Annotated in this window: 10 protein-coding genes; 4 read left to right on the forward strand and 6 right to left on the reverse strand. The window is 64.7% G+C overall.

Features of this window, described 5'->3' with window-relative positions; translation table 11 throughout:
• Positions 1-17: 17 nt before the first annotated feature.
• The 5 genes from ABQX22_RS05740 to ABQX22_RS05760 form a co-directional block, all read right to left on the reverse strand.
• Positions 18-1439 (reverse strand): efflux transporter outer membrane subunit, encoded by a 1422-nt coding sequence (locus ABQX22_RS05740; protein WP_349797388.1) that lies wholly within the window; start codon positions 1437-1439, stop codon positions 18-20.
• Positions 1440-4565, reverse strand: coding sequence for an efflux RND transporter permease subunit (locus tag ABQX22_RS05745; RefSeq protein WP_349797389.1), 3126 nt, complete (start codon positions 4563-4565; stop codon positions 1440-1442).
• Positions 4562-7759: an efflux RND transporter permease subunit gene (locus ABQX22_RS05750; protein ID WP_349797391.1), complete on the reverse strand. Its 3198-nt coding sequence runs from the start codon at positions 7757-7759 to the stop codon at positions 4562-4564. Before ABQX22_RS05750 ends, ABQX22_RS05745 begins: the two co-directional genes overlap by 4 nt.
• A complete protein-coding gene (locus tag ABQX22_RS05755) occupies positions 7756-9018 on the reverse strand; it encodes an MdtA/MuxA family multidrug efflux RND transporter periplasmic adaptor subunit (protein ID WP_349797393.1) in 1263 nt (420 codons plus the stop codon). Before ABQX22_RS05755 ends, ABQX22_RS05750 begins: the two co-directional genes overlap by 4 nt.
• 295 nt (positions 9019-9313) lie before the next feature.
• Positions 9314-10225, reverse strand: a complete 912-nt coding sequence (locus ABQX22_RS05760; protein WP_349797395.1) for a LysR family transcriptional regulator — start codon at positions 10223-10225, stop codon at positions 9314-9316.
• 107 nt (positions 10226-10332) lie between these two features.
• On the opposite strand from ABQX22_RS05760, the gene ABQX22_RS05765 reads away from it, so the two are divergent.
• Both ABQX22_RS05765 and ABQX22_RS05770 read left to right on the forward strand, forming a co-directional pair.
• The gene (locus ABQX22_RS05765) at positions 10333-11823 is read left to right on the forward strand and encodes an MmgE/PrpD family protein (RefSeq protein ID WP_349797397.1); all 1491 of its coding nucleotides are present in this window, start codon (positions 10333-10335) and stop codon (positions 11821-11823) included.
• A 73-nt stretch (positions 11824-11896) separates the two neighbouring features.
• The gene (locus ABQX22_RS05770; protein ID WP_349797399.1) at positions 11897-13348 is read left to right on the forward strand and encodes an MmgE/PrpD family protein; all 1452 of its coding nucleotides are present in this window, start codon (positions 11897-11899) and stop codon (positions 13346-13348) included.
• Between the two features lie 461 nt (positions 13349-13809).
• Here ABQX22_RS05770 and ABQX22_RS05775 read toward each other — a convergent pair whose 3' ends face one another.
• Positions 13810-14823: a DNA-binding protein gene (locus ABQX22_RS05775; RefSeq protein WP_349797401.1), complete on the reverse strand. Its 1014-nt coding sequence runs from the start codon at positions 14821-14823 to the stop codon at positions 13810-13812.
• A 183-nt stretch (positions 14824-15006) separates the two neighbouring features.
• Between ABQX22_RS05775 and ABQX22_RS05780 the strand changes: the two genes are divergently transcribed.
• Together ABQX22_RS05780 and ABQX22_RS05785 are read left to right on the forward strand one after the other, a co-directional pair.
• Positions 15007-15969, forward strand: a complete 963-nt coding sequence (locus tag ABQX22_RS05780) for a site-specific integrase (RefSeq protein ID WP_349797403.1) — start codon at positions 15007-15009, stop codon at positions 15967-15969.
• 67 nt (positions 15970-16036) lie between these two features.
• Positions 16037-17041 (forward strand): LacI family DNA-binding transcriptional regulator, encoded by a 1005-nt coding sequence (locus ABQX22_RS05785; protein WP_349797405.1) that lies wholly within the window; start codon positions 16037-16039, stop codon positions 17039-17041.
• Position 17042: the final 1 nt, after the last annotated feature.

Raw genomic sequence — 17042 nt, forward strand, 5'->3', positions numbered from 1 at the left:
GTGCTGGGAGGGGTGTTCTATTGTTCGCTCCACGAACCGCCGAGCGCCGCTTGCAGCTGCACGCTGGTGATCAGTTGCGTGGCGACCAGGTTGAGCAGGGTCTGGCGTTCGCTGAGGCTGGTGGCCTGGGTGGTGGCGACGTCAAGGTAATCGATCACCCCGGCTTCGTACTGGTCGCGGCTGACCGCCGCCGACTCTTCGGCCGACTGCGCCGAATTGCGCCGGGCCTGCAGTTCCGGCTCCAGGGTGCGCAGTTCCACCAGGTAATCCTCTACTTCCCCCAACCCCGTCAACACGGTCTGGCGATAGGTCGCGACCGTGGCGTCGTAGGCATGCCGCGCCTGTTCCACGCTGGCCTGGGTCGCGCCGAAATCGAGGATCGTGCCGGTCAGGCTCGGGCCGATGGACCAGAACCGATTGGGCAGCGAAAACAGATTGCTGATCGTCGAGCCCTGATAACCGCCGCTGGCGCTCAGGGTCAGATCCGGGTAATACGCCGCGGTCGCCACCCCGACGGCGGCGTTGGCGGCCGCCATCTGCCGCTCGGCGGACGCGATGTCCGGGCGGCGTTCCAGCAGACGGCTCGGCACACCCAGCGGCACGGTCGGCACGTGGTACTGCCAGCCGGCGTCCGCCGCCAACGTGAAGTCCGCCGGCGGTTTGCCCATGAGCAAGGCGATGGCGTGCTCGTACTGGGCGCGCTGCCATTGCAGGTCGAGCATCGACGCCTGGGCGCTCTGCAGTTGGGTCTTGCCGGTGGCGAGGTCCGCGCGGGAGGAAATCTGCTCGTCGTACTTGTTCTGGATGATCTGCAAGTAGCGCTCGTACCCGGCAATGGTCTCGCGGTACAGGGCGATGCGCTGATCCAGCAGGCGCGCTTGAAAATAATCCTGGGCCAGGGACGACTGCGCACTGAGCGTGGCGTTGGCCAGATCGGCCGCGCTGGCCTGGGCGCTGGCGCGGTCCTGCTCGTTGGTGCGTCGCAGCCGGCCCCAGATGTCCACTTCCCAGCTCAGGTCCAGGGACGCCGAATGCTGCTTGCTCACCCCGCCCGCGCTGCTGCTGGACGATGACCCGGAGCCCGTCTGGCTGCGCGTGCTGTCCGCCGTGCCGGTGAGGGTCGGGAATTCCTCGGCCCGTGACTGGCGCACCAAAGCCAGGGCCTGTTGGTACTGAGCGGCATACACCGCCACGTTCTGGTTATTGAGCTGCACCTGCGCCACCAGCGCGTCCAGTTGCCGGTCCTGATAAAGCGCCCACCACGGTCCTTTGGGCAACTCGTCCTGGGGATTGGCCGCCTTCCAGCCCTGGGCTTCCTTGAACGTGGCGGAGATTGGCGCGGTGGGTGTCTGGTAGTCGGGGCCGACCATGCAACCACCCAAAAGGCTGCTGGCCAGCAGCACGGCGATACAGAGGCGGGACGGCGTAAAAGCGTTCATTTATTCAAACCTGTTGAGTCGGCCGGGCACGTGAGTGCGGCGAATACGCGTGTGCCAGAAATGCCGGGTAGCACGGCTCAGGCGGTCGAGATAGAGGTACACCACCGGGGTGGTGAACAGGGTCAGCAACTGGCTCAGCACCAGGCCACCGGCGATGGCCACACCCAGCGGCTTGCGCAGGTCGGCATCGCCGCCGCTGCCCAGGGCCAGGGGCAAGGCGCCGAAGAACGCCGCCAGGGTGGTCATCATGATCGGCCGGAAGCGCATGCGGCAGGCTTCGATGATGGCCTGCTCCGGCGACAGCTTGCGGCTGCGCTCGGCCATCAGGGCGAAGTCGATCATCATGATGGCGTTCTTTTTGACGATGCCGATCAGCAGCAGAATCCCGATCAAGGCGATCACTGTCAGCTGCATGTGCACCGCCTTGAGCAGCAACAACGCGCCGACCCCGGCCGAGGGCAAAGTCGACAGAATCGTCAGCGGGTGGATGTAACTTTCGTACAGCACCCCCAGCACGATGTACACCGCCAGCAAGGCCGCGCCGATCAGCCACGGCATGCTCGCCGCCAGCGCCGCATAGGCCTGGGCGGTGCCAGCGAAACCGTACTGAATGTCCCTTGGCAGGCCCACCTTGTCCACGGCGGCATTGATCGCCAGCGTGGCCTGATCCAGCGACACCCCGTCCTGCAAGTTGAAGGCAATGGTGCTGGTGGCGGACTGGCCCTGGTGAGCGACTGCCAGCGGTGCGTTGTCCGGGCTGAAGGTGGCGAACGCGGTCAGCGGCACTTGCTGGTTGTCGCTGCTGATCACGTACATGCGCTCAAGCATGGTGGCGTCGCGGGTGTAGACCGGGTCCAGGCCCATGATCACGTGGTACTGATTGAGGGTCTTGTACAGCGTCGCGACCTGGCGCTGGCTGAAGGCATTGTTCAGCAGGTTGTCGATGTCGCTGACACTCACCCCCAGCCGGCTGGCGGCGGCGCGGTCGATGTGCAGCTTCATCTCCTGGCCGCCGGTCTGCGAGTCGGAATCGATCCCGGTCAGTTGCGGCAAACCACGCAGCGCCGCCTCGACTTTCGGCGCCCACACCCGCAGCAGGTCCAGATCGTCGGCCTGCAGGCTGAACTGGTACGTGGCGTTGGCGCTGCGCCCGCCGACACGAATGTCCTCGGCCGGCATCAGGAACACCTGGATCCCCGCCACCTTGTTGTTGGCTTTGGTCAGCCGATTGGCCACGGCGGCGGCGCTGCTGGTGCGCTGTTTGTAATCCTTAAGCCGAATGAAGAAGTCGCCGGTGTTACGCGAACCGGCGCGGCCGCTGCCAGTGGACGACATCACCGCTTCCACGTCCGGGTCGGCGGCCAAGTCATGGGCGATCTGCATCAGATGCGGCTTGAGGGCCTGGAACGAGATGTTCTGATCGGCCCGCACCGCGCCCATCAGCACCCCGGTGTCCTGGGCCGGAAAGAAGCCCTTTTCAACGGTGGCGTACAGATAGACGTTGAACGCCACGGTCAGCAACAGGCTGAACATCGTCAGCACCCGGTGACGCATGACCCAGGTCAGCGCCGTCAGGTACGCCCCCTGCATCCGCGCTAGCCCGGTTTCGATCCAGCGGTAAATCCGTGGCTGTCGGGCATCGTGAGGCGGTTGACGCAGCAGCATCACGCACAGCACCGGCGTCAGGCTCAACGACACGATCATCGACAGGCACAGGGCGATGCTCAGGGTCACGGCGAACTCGCGAAACAGCCGGCCCACGATGTCGCCCATCAGCAGGATTGGAATGAACACCGCAATCAGCGACAAGGTCATGGACAACACGGTGAAGCCCACTTCCCGGGTGCCCATCAACGCCGCCCGCAGCGGACGCATGCCCTGCTCCTGATAACGGGCGATGTTTTCCAGCACGACGATGGCGTCGTCCACCACGAACCCTGTGCAGATGATCAACGCCATCAGCGACAGGTTGTCGAGGCTGTAGCCCAGCAGGTACATGATGGCGCAGGTGCCGATCAGCGACACCGGCAGCACCACCGCCGGAATCAGCGTGGCCCGGGCGTTGCGCAGGAACACGAAGACCACGGCAATCACCAGCAGCGTGGCGATCAGCAGGGTTTCTTCGGTGTCGTGCAGCGACGAGCGCACCGTGGGGCCACGGTCGATGACGCTGATCAGTTGCACGTCGCCGGGGATCTCCCGTTGCAGTTCCGGCAGCAGGGCCTTGATGCTGTCGATGGTCTGCAGCATGTTGGCCCCGGCCTGGCGGGTCACGCCCAGGGTCACCGAGGGCTGGCCGTTGTAGTAGCCGCCGACGAAGGTGTCCTCCACCGAGTCATAGACGTTGGCCACATCCCGCAGGCGGATCGCGGCGCCGTTCTGGTAGGTGATCACCAGTTCCCGGTAGTCGGCGGCCTTGTCGATCTGGTCGTTGCCGTCGATGACCCAGCTCTGGGCACCGCCCTGCAGAATCCCCTTGGGCTTGGCCTGAGTGGCATTGCTGATGGCGGTGCGCACGGTTTCCAGGGAGATGCCGGCGTGGATCAGCAGGTTGGGCTGCACGTCGATGCGCACGGCGGGCAAGGCGCCGCCGCGCACCGACACTTCACCGACGCCGTTCACCTGGGCGATTTTCTGCTGCAGCTTGCTGTAGGCCAGGTCGTACAGCTCCCCCGGGCTGCGGGTGGACGAGGTCAGCGCCAGCATAAGCACCGGCGCTTCGGACGGGTTGGCCTTGCGGTACGTCGGCAGCGACGGCATGGAACTGGGCAACAGCGCGCGCGATGCGTTGATCGCCGCCTGCACGTCCCGGGCCGCGCCGTTGATGTCGCGGTCCAGTTCGAATTGCAGGATCAGGGTGGTGGAGCCCTGACTGCTGGTGGAGGTCATTTCGGTGATGCCGGCAATCTGCCCGAGGCTGCGTTCCAGCGGCGTGGCCACCGTAGCCGCCATGGTTTCCGGGCTGGCGCCGGGCAACGAGGCGCTGACCATGATGGTGGGGTAATCCACCTGGGGCAGCGGCGCCACCGGCAGCAATTTATAACCGAGGATCCCGGCCAGGGTGATGCTCAGGCTCAGGAGCAAGGTCGCCACCGGACGGCGGATGAACAGCCGCGACAGGTTCATTCCGGCGCCCTGTCCCGGTTGCTGTCTCGATGACGGCCCCGAGTAAACCGCGCCTTGGCCCGCTCGGACAGGCCATCAAACATCAGGTAGATCACCGGCGTGGTGAACAGCGTCAGCACCTGGCTGAGCAACAGCCCGCCGACGATCACCAGGCCCAACGGCCGCCGCAGCTCGGCACCGGCGCCGGTGGCGAGCATCAGCGGCAAGGCGCCGAACAGCGCCGCCAGGGTGGTCATCAGGATCGGCCGCAAGCGCAGCAACGCCGCGCGGTGGATGGCGTCGCGCGCATTGAGGCGCTGCTGTTGCCGTCCTTCGAGGGCGAAGTCGATCATCATGATCGCGTTCTTTTTCACGATGCCGATCAACAGCACCACCCCGATCAGGGCGATCAGGCTGAATTCGGTGCCGGTCAGCAGCAACGCCAGCAAGGCACCAATGGCCGCCGACGGCAGCGTCGAGAGGATGGTCACCGGGTGAATGAAGCTCTCGTAAAGCATGCCGAGCACGATGTACATGGTCACCAGCGCCGCCAGAATCAGCCACAGCGTGTTGCCGGTGGCGCGCTGGAACGCATCCGCCGCGCCCTGGTAACGCAGGGTGATGCTGCTCGGCGCGTCCAGCTCCGCCATGACCTCGGTGATGGCCTGTTGTGCCTGCTCCAGCGAGTAACCGTCGGCCAGGTTGAACGACAGGGTCACGGCCGGGAACTGATCCAGACGGCTCAGGGACAGCGAACCGGTGCGCTGGCCGACCTTGGCGATGTCAGTCAGGCGCACCATCTGCGCGGCGCTGCTGGTGGTGGCCGTGGTGGCCGTGCTGGTGACTGACGCAGCGCTGCTGGCGGTCGATGCCGTGGTGGTGCCGGTCACCGCCGCCAGGTAGATGTTGTCGAACGCTGCCAGGGATTGCTGGAACGTGCCCGGCACTTGAAGCACCACGCGGTACTGGTTGGACTGGGTAAAGATGGTGGAAATCAGGCGCTGGCCGAAGGCGTTGTACAGCGCGGTGTCCACGTCCGAGGCGCTGATGCCGTAACGCATGGCCGCAGCCCGGTCCAGCTCGACGTAGGCCACAAGGCCCTGGTCCTGCAGGTTGTCGATGACGTCGCGCATTTGCGCGCGGTGCTGCAATTTTTCCACCATCCTGGGCACCAGCGCCGACAGGTTGGCGCTTTCCGAATCGTCCAGGGTGAACTGGTACTGGCTCGGGGTCAGTTGGTCATCCACGGTGAGGTCCTGGGACGACACCAGATTGAGCTGGATACCGGCCACCGCCGTGGCGGATTTCTCCAGCCGGGTGATGACCTGAGTCGCCGTGTCGTCCCGGTCTTCGAACGGCTTGAGGTCGATCTGCAGCCGGCTGTTGTTCAGCGAGTTGTTGGTGCCGTCGACGCCAATGGTGGACGACACCGACTGCACGGCCGGGTCGTGACGCACCACCTCAACCATGGCCTGCTGACGGCGGGCCATTTCGCTGAATGACACGTCTTGCGAGGCACGGGTGAAGCCCTGAATCAGGCCCGTGTCCTGGGTCGGGAAAAACCCCTTGGGCACCACCAGATAAAGAAGCGCCGTCAGCGCCACGGTGCCGACCGCCACCAGCAGCGTCAGGCGCTGATGATCCAGCACCCACACCAGACCGCGGTCATACCCGTTCAGCACCTTCTGGTACTGGCGATCGCCCCAGGCCGCAAAGCGCCCCTTCTCGTCGTCGGGCACGTGGCGCAGCAGGTGGGCGCAGAGCATGGGCGTGAGGGTCAGGGATATGACCATCGACACCAGGATCGCCACCGCCAGGGTGATGGCGAACTCGCGAAACAGGCGCCCGACCACGTCGCCCATGAACAGCAGCGGGATCAGCACGGCGATCAACGAAAGGGTCAGGGAAATGATGGTGAAACCGATTTCCTGGGAGCCCTTGAAGGCCGCGGTCATCGGGTCTTCGCCCTCCTCCAGGTGCCGGGAAATATTCTCCACCACCACGATGGCGTCATCGATGACGAACCCGGTGGCCACGGTCAGGGCCATCAACGTCAGGTTGTTGATGCTGAAGCCCGCCAGGTACATCACCCCGAACGTGCCCACCAGCGACAGCGGCACCGCCAGGCTGGGAATCAGGGTCGCGGTGAAGTTGCCGAGGAAGGCAAAGGTCACCAGCACCACCAGGCCGATGGACAACAGCAGTTCGATCTGCACGTCCTTGATCGAGGCGCGGATTGTCTGGGTGCGGTCGCTGATCACCGTGAGCTTGACCGAGTCTGGCAAGGCCGACTGCAGGGTCAACAGCTTGGTCTTGATGCTGTCCACCACATCGATAACGTTGGCGCCGGGCTGTCGCTGCACCGAGATCACAATCGCCGGCTGGCCGTTGGCGGTGGCGGCCAGGTATTGGTCCTGGGGCGCTTCGGCGGTGGTGGCGACGTCCTTGAGGCGCAGGGCCGCGCCGTTTTCGTAGGCCAGCACCAGCTCGCCGTACTCCACCGCATCGCGCAGCTGGTCGTTGGCGTCGATGGTGATGGAATGCGACGGGCCGTCGAAACCACCCTTGGAACCGTTGACGTTGGCGGCGTTGACCTTGTCGTAGACGTCTTCCAGGGTCAGGCCGTGGGCCGCGAGGCTCGTCGGGTTGACCTCGATCTTCACCGCCGGCTGCTGACCGCCGGCCAGACTGACCATGCCCACGCCGGAAATCTGCGACAGCTTGAGCGCCACCCGGGTGTTGACCAGGTCCTGCACGCGGGTCAGCGGCAGACTGTCGGAGGTGGCGGCCAAGGTCAGCACGGCGGTGTCGGCCGGGTTGACCTTCTTGTAGGTGGGCGGGTTGGGCAGGTCATTGGGCAGCAGGCTGTCGGCGGCGTTGATCGCGGCCTGCACTTCCTGCTCGGCCACGTCCAGGGACAGGTCCAGCGAGAACTTCAGGGTGATCACCGACGCCCCGGCCGAACTGGTGGAATACATCTGCGACAGGCCGGACATCTGGCCCAACTGGCGCTCCAGCGGCGACGTGACGGCGGACGCCAGGACGCTGGAACTGGCGCCCGGGTACAACGTGCTGACCTGGATGGTCGGGTAATCGACCTCCGGCAGCGCCGAAGTGGACAGCAAGCGGTAGGCGAAGATGCCGGCCAGCATCACCGCCAGCATCAGCAGCAAGGTGGCGACCGGACGCTGGATGAACAGTCTGGACGGGTTCATGGGGCCACGGTGCCAGTGGCCGGCGTCGCGGCTTTTCCTGCCGCAAGGTCGGTGCTGGCCGGTTTCTCGATGTCGACCGTGCTGCCTTCGCGCAGGTGATCGATGCCCCGCGTGACCACTTGATCGCCCTTGTCCACGCCCTGGGTGACGACGGTTTGCTCACCCATCACCGGCCCAACCTTGATGCTGCGGCGGCTGACTTTGTTGTCCTTGACCACGTACAGGAACTCGCCCTCGCTGCTCAGTTGCACGGCGGCCGACGGCACCACCACGGCGTTGCGCAGGGTGTCGGTGGTCAGCTTCACGTTGACGAACTGGTTGGGGTAGAGCTTCTCGTCCGGGTTGGCGAACAGCGCCTTGAGCTTGATGCTGCCGGTGGCGGTGTCGATTTCGTTGCTGATGAATTTCAGCGTGCCGGTGGCCAGCGGCGTGTTGCCCAACTGGTCCATGGCCTGAACGCTCAGGGTTTCGCCCTTGCGTACTTTGGGCAGCAGGCTGGCGAGCTGGGCCTGGGGCAAACTGAAGGTCACGGCGATGGGGTTGGTCTGGGTCACGGTGACGATGCCGGTGGTGCTGCTGGACGCCACGATGTTGCCGGGGTCCACCAGTCGCAGGCCGACGTAGCCGTCGATGGGCGAAACAATTTTGGCGTAGATCAGATTCAGCCTGGCGGCGTCGATCTGCCCCTGATCTGCCTTCACCGCACCGGCGTACTGGCCGACGGTGGCGGTCTGGGTGTCCAGGTCCTGCTTGGCGATGGAATCCTTGGCGAACAGGCGCTTGTAGCGCTCGACGGTCAGCTGCGCACTCTTGAGCAGCGCCTGGTTCTGCGCCATGTCGCCTTGATATTGATCCAGCGTGGCCTGATAGGCGCGTGGGTCAATCTGGGCCAGCAACTGCCCCTTTTTCACGTACTGCCCTTCGGTGAAATACACCGCCATCAATTCGCCGTCCACCCGGCTGGTGACCGTGACCGAGTAGTTGGGAATGACCGTGCCCAAGGCCTGTTCGATCACCGGCACATCGGCGGTGCCCGCCGTACCGACCGCGACACTGACCGCCGCATTGGGGTCGGTCATGCCCGGCCCGCCGTGACGACCACCCGGCGCGCTGGCGGTGGCGGCGGCGCTGCCTGCCTGGGTGCTGACCGGGGTGGACGGGGTGTGCCTGACGTAGACAAAGACAGCGCCAATGGCTGCGGCTATCAGGAGCGCGATGACAAGGCGCTTGCGTGAGCGGGCTGCCGAAATCTGGGTCATTGAATACTTCTGTGGGGGCAAAGGGCTAGGAATCAGAAACTCTGGATGAAACGGCCAACGGCTTGACGCTGGGCACACGACCATCGGCACCGCGCGGCCGTTTTAAGCGGACACCGCGGCGCAGATCCGGGCAGGCCACAGGATTCAAGCGGGAGGATGTTTCGAATTGTTGCGACATTTAGCCTTGCGCAGCCTTAACGAACAACCCGCCACGGCCACCTTTGCAGATTATTTACACACTGCTGACGTCCCCGGCACTGCCCGCCAGGCCCTGGGCACGGGCGTTTCAGGGGCATTACCGCGCGGTTTCGCCGGTGGCCTCGGTGATCATCTGATACAAACGCTCGGCCGCCGGGGAAAGCACCCTGCCCCGGCGCTTGATCAGGCCGATGGTGCGATGGACGGTGGGCCGGGTCAGGGGAATGGCGCGCAGGGCTGGCTCGGCGAAATGCGGCAGGACCGCCAGTGCCGGCACGGCCGCGACGCCCAGCCCGGCGACCACCATGTCGACCACGGTGCGCACGTGGCGGGCTTCACAGATCGGTTCAGGCAAGTCCGGGATATCGGCCAGCGCCAGGTCCAGCAGCAGCCGGTTGCCGCTGGCCTTGGTCACCGCGATGTAATCGTGCTTCTTCAATTCGGCCCAGGTCACGTGGGCGCGGGACGCCAGCGCATGGTCATGGCGGCAGACCATCACGAACTGTTCCTTAAAGATCGGGATGAACTCCAGGTTCGCTTCCTGCACGCCAATGTAATTGATGCCGAAGTCCGCTTCGTTGCGCACCACGGTGGACAACACATCACTGGCGCCGTCGTCCAGCACCCGCACCAGGATCTGCGGATACCGCTGCCGATAGGCTTTCACCACGTCCAGCAGGCACTGTTTCACCGCAGTCGGCACGCAGGCGACGGTCACTTCACCGCGAATCCGGCCGGTCCCCTCGCCGATGCCCAGCAAGGATTCTTCAAAGGTATTGACCACCTGACGGGCCTTGCGCGCGAAGTCACGTCCGGTGGCGGTCAGTTCAACCCGGCGTGTGGTGCGTTCCACCAGGCGCACGCCCAGGTTGGCTTCCAGTTTCGAGATGCGCCGTGACAGCGCCGGCTGCGACAGGTGCAGCTCCCTGGCCGCCGCACTGAAACTGCCCAGCTCGGCCACCGCCACCAGCGCCCGCAGGTCGCCCATCTCTACATTCATGTTGGCCATGCATAAGTCCCACAGATTATTGCAATTAACTTAAGCGAAGTTGTGCCTCATGATCGACCGGTGCGCAAGCACGCGTGCATCCCACAATCACAACCACAGGAGCACCCATGAGTTCATTCAACCGCCGCACACTGCTGAAGGCCGGCGCCATCACGTCCGTCGCTGCCGCCGCACCCGGCCTGGTCGGCTCGGCTTTTGCCAAGACACCTGCTTCCCCCGACGCCGCTGCTGCGGCCAGCTCCACTGAAGCCGACGGCAAAGGCGTCACCCGCACCCTGGCTGCGTTTCTGGTCAAGGCCCGCTACGAGGACTTGCCGGCCAATGTGCGCAAGGAAGGCTGCCGCACCCTGTTGAACTGGGTCGGCGTGGCCGTCGGCGGTTCCCGCCACGAAACCGTCCAGCGGGCCATCGCGGCGCTCAAGCCGTTTTCCGGGCCGGAGCAGGCCAGTCTGCTGGGCCGCAACGAACGCTTCGACATCATGAACGCCGCCTTCATCAACGGCGTGTCCAGCCACATCTTCGACTTCGACGACACGCACCTGAAGACCATCATCCACCCGGCCGGTCCCGTGGTGTCAGCGATCCTGGCGCTGTCGGAATACAAGCCGGTGACCGGTAAGGAATTTCTCAACGCGCTGGTGTTGGGTGTTGAAACCGAGCTGCGCATCGGCAATTCGGTCTACCCCAATCACTACGATGTCGGCTGGCACATCACCGGCACCGCCGGCGTGTTCGGCGCTGCCGCGGCGGCCGGCAAACTGCTGGGGCTGACCGAGCAGCAGATGGTCTGGGCGCTGGGCCTTGCCGCGTCGCAACCGGTGGGGCTGCGAGAATCCTTCGGCTCCATGAACAAAAGCTTCAACCCCGGGCGCGCGGCCAGCAACGGGCTGTTTGCGGCGCTACTGGCGCAACAGAACTACACCAGTTCCGACGCCATGATCGAAGCCAAGCGTGGCTGGGCCCACACCATCAGCACCAAGCAGGACTTCAGCCAGATCACCGACGGCCTGGGCAGCCACTACGAATCCACACTCAATACCTACAAGCCGTTCGCCTGCGGCATCGTCATTCACCCGTCCATCGATGCGGCCATTCAACTGCGCAATGAAAACAAACTGACCCCGGACCAGATCGCCAAAGTGGAGCTGAAGGTGCACCCGTTGGTCATCGAGCTCACCGGCAAGAAAACCCCGCAGATCGGACTTGAAGGCAAGTTCAGCATTTACCACTCGGTGGCGGTGGCCCTCGTCCAGGGCGCGGCGGGCGAGCGGCAGTACAGCGATCAGGCAGTGCTGGACCCCACCGTGATCAAAGTGCGTGACCGGGTGGTGGCGACCATCGATCCGGCGATCAAGCCCGAACAGGTGGACATGACCATCACCCTCACCGATGGCCGCACGCTGCATAAATTCATCGAACATGCGATCGGCAGCGTTGAAGTGCCCATGAGCGATGCGCAGCTGGAAGCCAAATTCCTCGACCTGGCCAAAGGCATCCTGGCCGACAACCAGGCTCAGCAATTGATTCGCTTGTGCCGGGACGTCGAAACGCTGCCCTCGGCTGCGGAGATTGCCAAGGGGGCGACGGCAACGGTCTGAGCAAGTCGTATCAGGTTGCAGCTCATCACAACAATAATTCGTCCCGCCCTGATGCGGCGGGCATGGGAGGCTTATGAACGAACTGTCGTGGTCCCGCCGTCGGGTGTTACAGGGCAGCGCGCTGCTCGCCGTGGGGTTGACCCCTTGCCGGTTGCTGCTGGCGGCCGATCCCCCCAGCGACGTCACGGCGCAACTGGCCCGCTACATGGTGGCGTCACGGGGGATGCCGCTGCCAGAGGCGGTTGCCGTGGCCTGCAAGAACCACATCCTCGATTCCCTCGGCGCCATGATTTCCGGCTCGCAGATGCGTCCGGGACAATTGGCCATCCGCTATGTAGAAAGCCTGGGCGGCACCCAACAGGCCTCAGTGGTAGGTTCTCAGTTCCGGACCACGGTCATCAATGCGGCGCTGGCCAATGCGATGTGTGCCCATTCCGACGAGACCGACGATTTCGAGCCGGTGACCAAGGCTCATCCGGGCAGCTCCGTGGTCCCGGCCGCGCTGGCCATGGGCGAATCGCAGCACAGCAGCGGCGAGGCGTTCATGCGGGCGGTGGCGCTGGGCTATGACACGGGCTGTCGCCTGCTGATGGCCCTGGGGCCGGACCTTGTACGCGGGTCCCATCGCAGCGCTGAAGGCACGGCCGCGACCTTTGGTGCGGTCGGTGCGGCGGCGTCGCTGGCCGGGCTGGACGAGATGAATACGCGCTATGCCCTGTCCTACGCGGCGCAGCAGGAGTCGGGGCTCTGGAGTTGGGTTAAGGATCACGATCACATCGAGAAGGCGTTCGACTTCGCAGGCATGGGCGCGCGCAACGGGGTCCAGGCGGTGACCATGGTCCAGGCCGGCATGACCGGCGTGGCCGATGTACTGGACGGCACTCACAATCTGCTGATCGCCCTGTCCACCCAGCCGCAGCCGCAACAGTTGCTGGACGGCCTGGGCCAGCGTTTCTTTGTGGTGGACACCGCGATCAAGACCTACTCGGTCGGCTACCCGATCCAGTCGCCCCTCGACGCCATGCTCAGCCTGCGCCAGGAACACGGGCTGACCCCGGACAACGTCAAGAGCGTCGAAGTCCGGGTGCCCAGCGACGCGGTGGGGATCGTCGGCGACAGCGCCATGCCCGACGTGAACTGTGCCCACATGGTGGCGCTGGCCCTGGTCAAAGGCCGGGTGTCGTTTGCCGACAGCCATGACCTGGCGCTGATGCACGACCCGGCGCTGATGGCGCAGCGGGCCAGGATCAAAGTGCTGGCCGACCCTGCCCTGGACGACCCGGCGGCGCCACGCGGCGCCAAGGTCAGCGTGACCCGGACAGACGGCACCGTCGTGACCCACCACACCCGTTTCCCGTCGGGCACCCGGGAGAATCCGTTATCGGTGGAAGCGGTGAACGCCAAAGTGCGGGACCTGATTGCGCCGGTCATCGGCACGGAACGCGCCGAGCGCCTGATCGACCAGATCAACCACCTGGAACAGCTCAAAGACGTGGCGGACTTGCGTGCGCTGCTGATCGGCTGAGCACATGGCGCCTGTACCGACCTCTTCGCGAACAAGTTCGCTCCTACAGGTTCTGTGCCCGGCGCAGGCAACGGCGCTGCGCGGAACTGCGGTGGTTCCCACGCTCTGCGTGGTAACCGCGATCCGGACGCTCCGCGTCCCGGTGACGCGGCGCGTCATTGACTGCATGCCCACGCGGAGCGTGGGCACGATCAACAAACCTGTAGGAGCGAACTTGTTCGCGAAGCCGGTGTGTCAGGCGACAGACATCCGCCGTATGTACCGCCCTCTTCGCGGACAGGTCCGCTCCCACGAGATCAGCGTTCAGCCGCAGATTGCGCCGCGCCGCCCATTCCCCGCAGGCGCGAACTTGTTCGCGAAGCCATATGTCAGGCGAACACATTTCCCCTGTAGGAGCTGCCGAGCCGCCGAAGGCTGCGATGCGGCGTGTCAGGCGATGAATGACGTCGCCAGTTCCGCGCCTACAGGTCTGGTGCATGGCGCGCTTGACCCGGCGTCTCCTGCCGCAATGTCTCCAGCGCAGCATTGGCTGAGTCCAGCAGCGCCGCCGCCTCCGAGGCCTTTTCGTTGGCCAGCGCCACTTCCGTCGCCATGTCCGTGGCCAGCGCTTTCGCTTCGTCCCGGAGCTGCGCGATGTGTGCCTGCAGCATGTCTTTGGCGCCTTCGGCCTTGGCGACGGTGGTCTGCAGGGCGGTGATCTGCCCCGTCAGCCGCTGGTTGGCGGCTTCCAGCGAGCTGACGGCCTTGCCCTGCTGGCGCGCCTCGGCCAGCAGGCGTTCGTTGTCTCGGTTCAAGCGGGTCAGTTCGTCCTGCTTGACCACCTGCATCTGCTGAAGCTGGCGCAACTCGACCTGCACCTGTTGCAACTGACCTTCATGCCGACGCAGTTCCTGCTCGCGCTGTTCCTTGACGGCGTTGCGGTAATGCTCAAGCGCATCCCGTGCGTGCAGGTGTTTTTCCTCCAGGGAGCGCACCTGCTCGTCCTTCTCCTGCACCCGCACTTCAAGGTCTGCGCAGTGCTGGCTCAGCCGTGCGTTGCGGGTCAGTTCCGATTGCAGGCTCGATTGCGAGGTCTGGAGTTCGCCGGTCTGCACGTCCAGCGCGGCACGTTGCGCGTCGAACCGGCTTTGCAGCGCAGCCAACTCGGCACGGGCTTCTTCCTGTTGTGCTTCCAGCTCGACGCGCTGCTGATCAAAGCGCGCCTGAGCCTGGGCGGTGACTTCGGCGCCCTCCTCCAGCAAGCGTGCCAGCAGGCTGCTGACCAATGCCGTCAACTCGTCGCTGACCTGCTGGGAAGACCCCTTCGGACGCGGATCGTGGGCGTCGATTTCCTTCAGATAGCGATGAATCGTGGATTTCGAACCCGTGTTTCCCAGCTCGACCCGTACCGCGTCGATGCTGGGGTTTTCGCCCCGGGCCAGCAACGAATCCCGCGCTGTCTGCACCGTTGCCTTGTTCACGCCGCCACGGGCCATGGTCTCTCCTACAATTTCGTAATGTGGTACGTACCACGTATTTACGTACTACGTTAGCGTAGTTTCTCACTCCAAAAGAAGAACTTTCTTACAGCAAATAATGAAGCGTTATTCTGTGTTAGCCTGCAAAAACCTCTTCCGCAACGATCCCAGACGTACAGATCAACGAAACGGCCAAGAAAAATGAGCGAAACGAACAAGGCAGCGCGTTACCTGGAAGCAGGCACCCGGGAGAACACCCGCAAGAGCTATCAAGCGGCGGCGGAACACTTCGAAGTGACGTGGGGCGGCTTTCTGCCGGCCACCGGGGACAGCATCGTTCGCTACCTGGCCGAATACGCGGACAAGCACGCCATCAGCACCCTTCGGCAGCGGCTGGCCGCCCTCGCCCAGTGGCACATCAGCCAAGGGTTTCCGGACCCGACCAAAGCCCCGACGGTGCGAAGGATGCTCAAGGGCATTCGCGCGCTGCACCCGGCTCAACAAAAGCAGGCCACCCCGCTGCTGCTGACTCACCTGGACCAAGCGGTGACCTGGCTGGAGCGCGAGGCTGCGGCGGCGTCGATCAAGCAGGATGTAAACACCGTGATGCGCTGCCGGCGGGACATCGCTCTGGTGCTGATCGGCTTCTGGCGGGGGTTTCGCGGCGACGAGCTGGCCCGGTTGCAGGTGGAGAACATCCAGGCCCAGGCCGGCGCAGGCATCACCTTCTACCTGCCCCACAGCAAAGGTGACCGGCAAAACCGGGGCACCACCTTCCACACGCCGGCGCTGAAAAAGCTGTGCCCGGTGGCGGCCTATATCAATTGGATCACCGTCGCCGGCATCGCCCATGGCCCGGTGTTCAGAAAGCTAGACCGCTGGGGCAACCTGGGGGACGCCGGCATCAACGCCACCAGCCTGATCCCGATGCTGCGACGGATTTTCCAGCAGGCCGGGGTGCCGGCCGCCGCCTACAGCAGTCACTCCATGCGTCGAGGATTCGCCACCTGGGCGTCGGCCAATGGCTGGGACATCAAGTCGCTGATGACCTACGTCGGCTGGAAGGACATGAAATCGGCGCTGCGCTACGTGGACGCCAGCGCCTCGTTCGGCGGCATGGCGCTACAGGTGGCAACGCCGCACCCCGCGCTGGGCGGCGAATGATCAGGCCGCACAGCCTTGCTGAAGCTGAGGTAAGCTCGGCGCCATATCCCTTGCGATTGAGGTCACCGTGTCCAACATCCGCGAAGTAGCCCGGCTGGCCGGCGTGTCGGTGGCCACGGTGTCCAGAACCCTGAGGTCCCCCGAGCAGGTGCTGCCCGAGACCCGGGACAAAGTGAATGCCGCCGTCGAACAGGCCAGGTACCGGCCCAACCTCATGGCCATCCAGTTCCGCTCCCGCAAGACCGGCAACCTGGTGATTCTGGTGCCGGACATCAGCAACACCTTCTTCGCCCGAGTGATTCGCGGCGCGCAAGAGGCCGCGCAGGCCGCCGGTTATCGTCTGCTGCTGTGCGACACCCTGGGTCGCGACGCCATCGAGCGGCAATTTGCAGAATTGGTCTACGCCCATCAGGCCGACGGCGTCATCCAGTTGCGGGCACGGGACCCCTTCGACAGCAGCGCCCCCAACCAGAGCGCGCCGCCCATGGTCAATGCCTGCGAGGTGGTCAAGGACGCGGCCTTCCCCACCATCACCCTGGACAACCACGCTGCGGCCAAGGCGATGACCGAACACCTGATTGAGCTGGGCCACCGCCGGATCGCCCTGATCAAGGGGCCCATCAGCAGCCCCCTGACCCAAGATCGTGTGGCCGGTTACCAGGCAGCGTTGCAGCAGGCCGGGATTGCCCCGGACCCGACGCTGATCTGCCGCGGTGACTTCACGCTCAACGCCGGGTTTGAAGGCGCCGCGCTGATGCTGGCGCTGCCGACACGGCCCACGGCGCTGTTCTGCGAAAACGACGAAATGGCCATCGGCGCCTTGAAGCGCATCAAGCAGGCCGGGTTGCGGGTGCCCGAGGACATATCGGTGGTGGGCTTTGACGATATTCCGATGGCAGCCTACAGCGACCCGCCGCTGACAACCGTTTCCCAGCCGGCGGAGGCGTTTGGTGAACAGGCGGTGCACCTGCTCATCGCCCTGATCGAGGGGCGGGACATCGGCGAACGGCGGGTGGTGCTGCCGTTCACCCTGGCGGTGCGCAGCAGCAGTGCAGCGCCGAGCACGGCATGAC

The sequence above is a fragment of the Xanthomonas sp. WHRI 1810A genome (assembly GCF_040202885.1).
In the GTDB taxonomy this organism is placed as follows: Bacteria; Pseudomonadota; Gammaproteobacteria; order Pseudomonadales; family Pseudomonadaceae; genus Aquipseudomonas.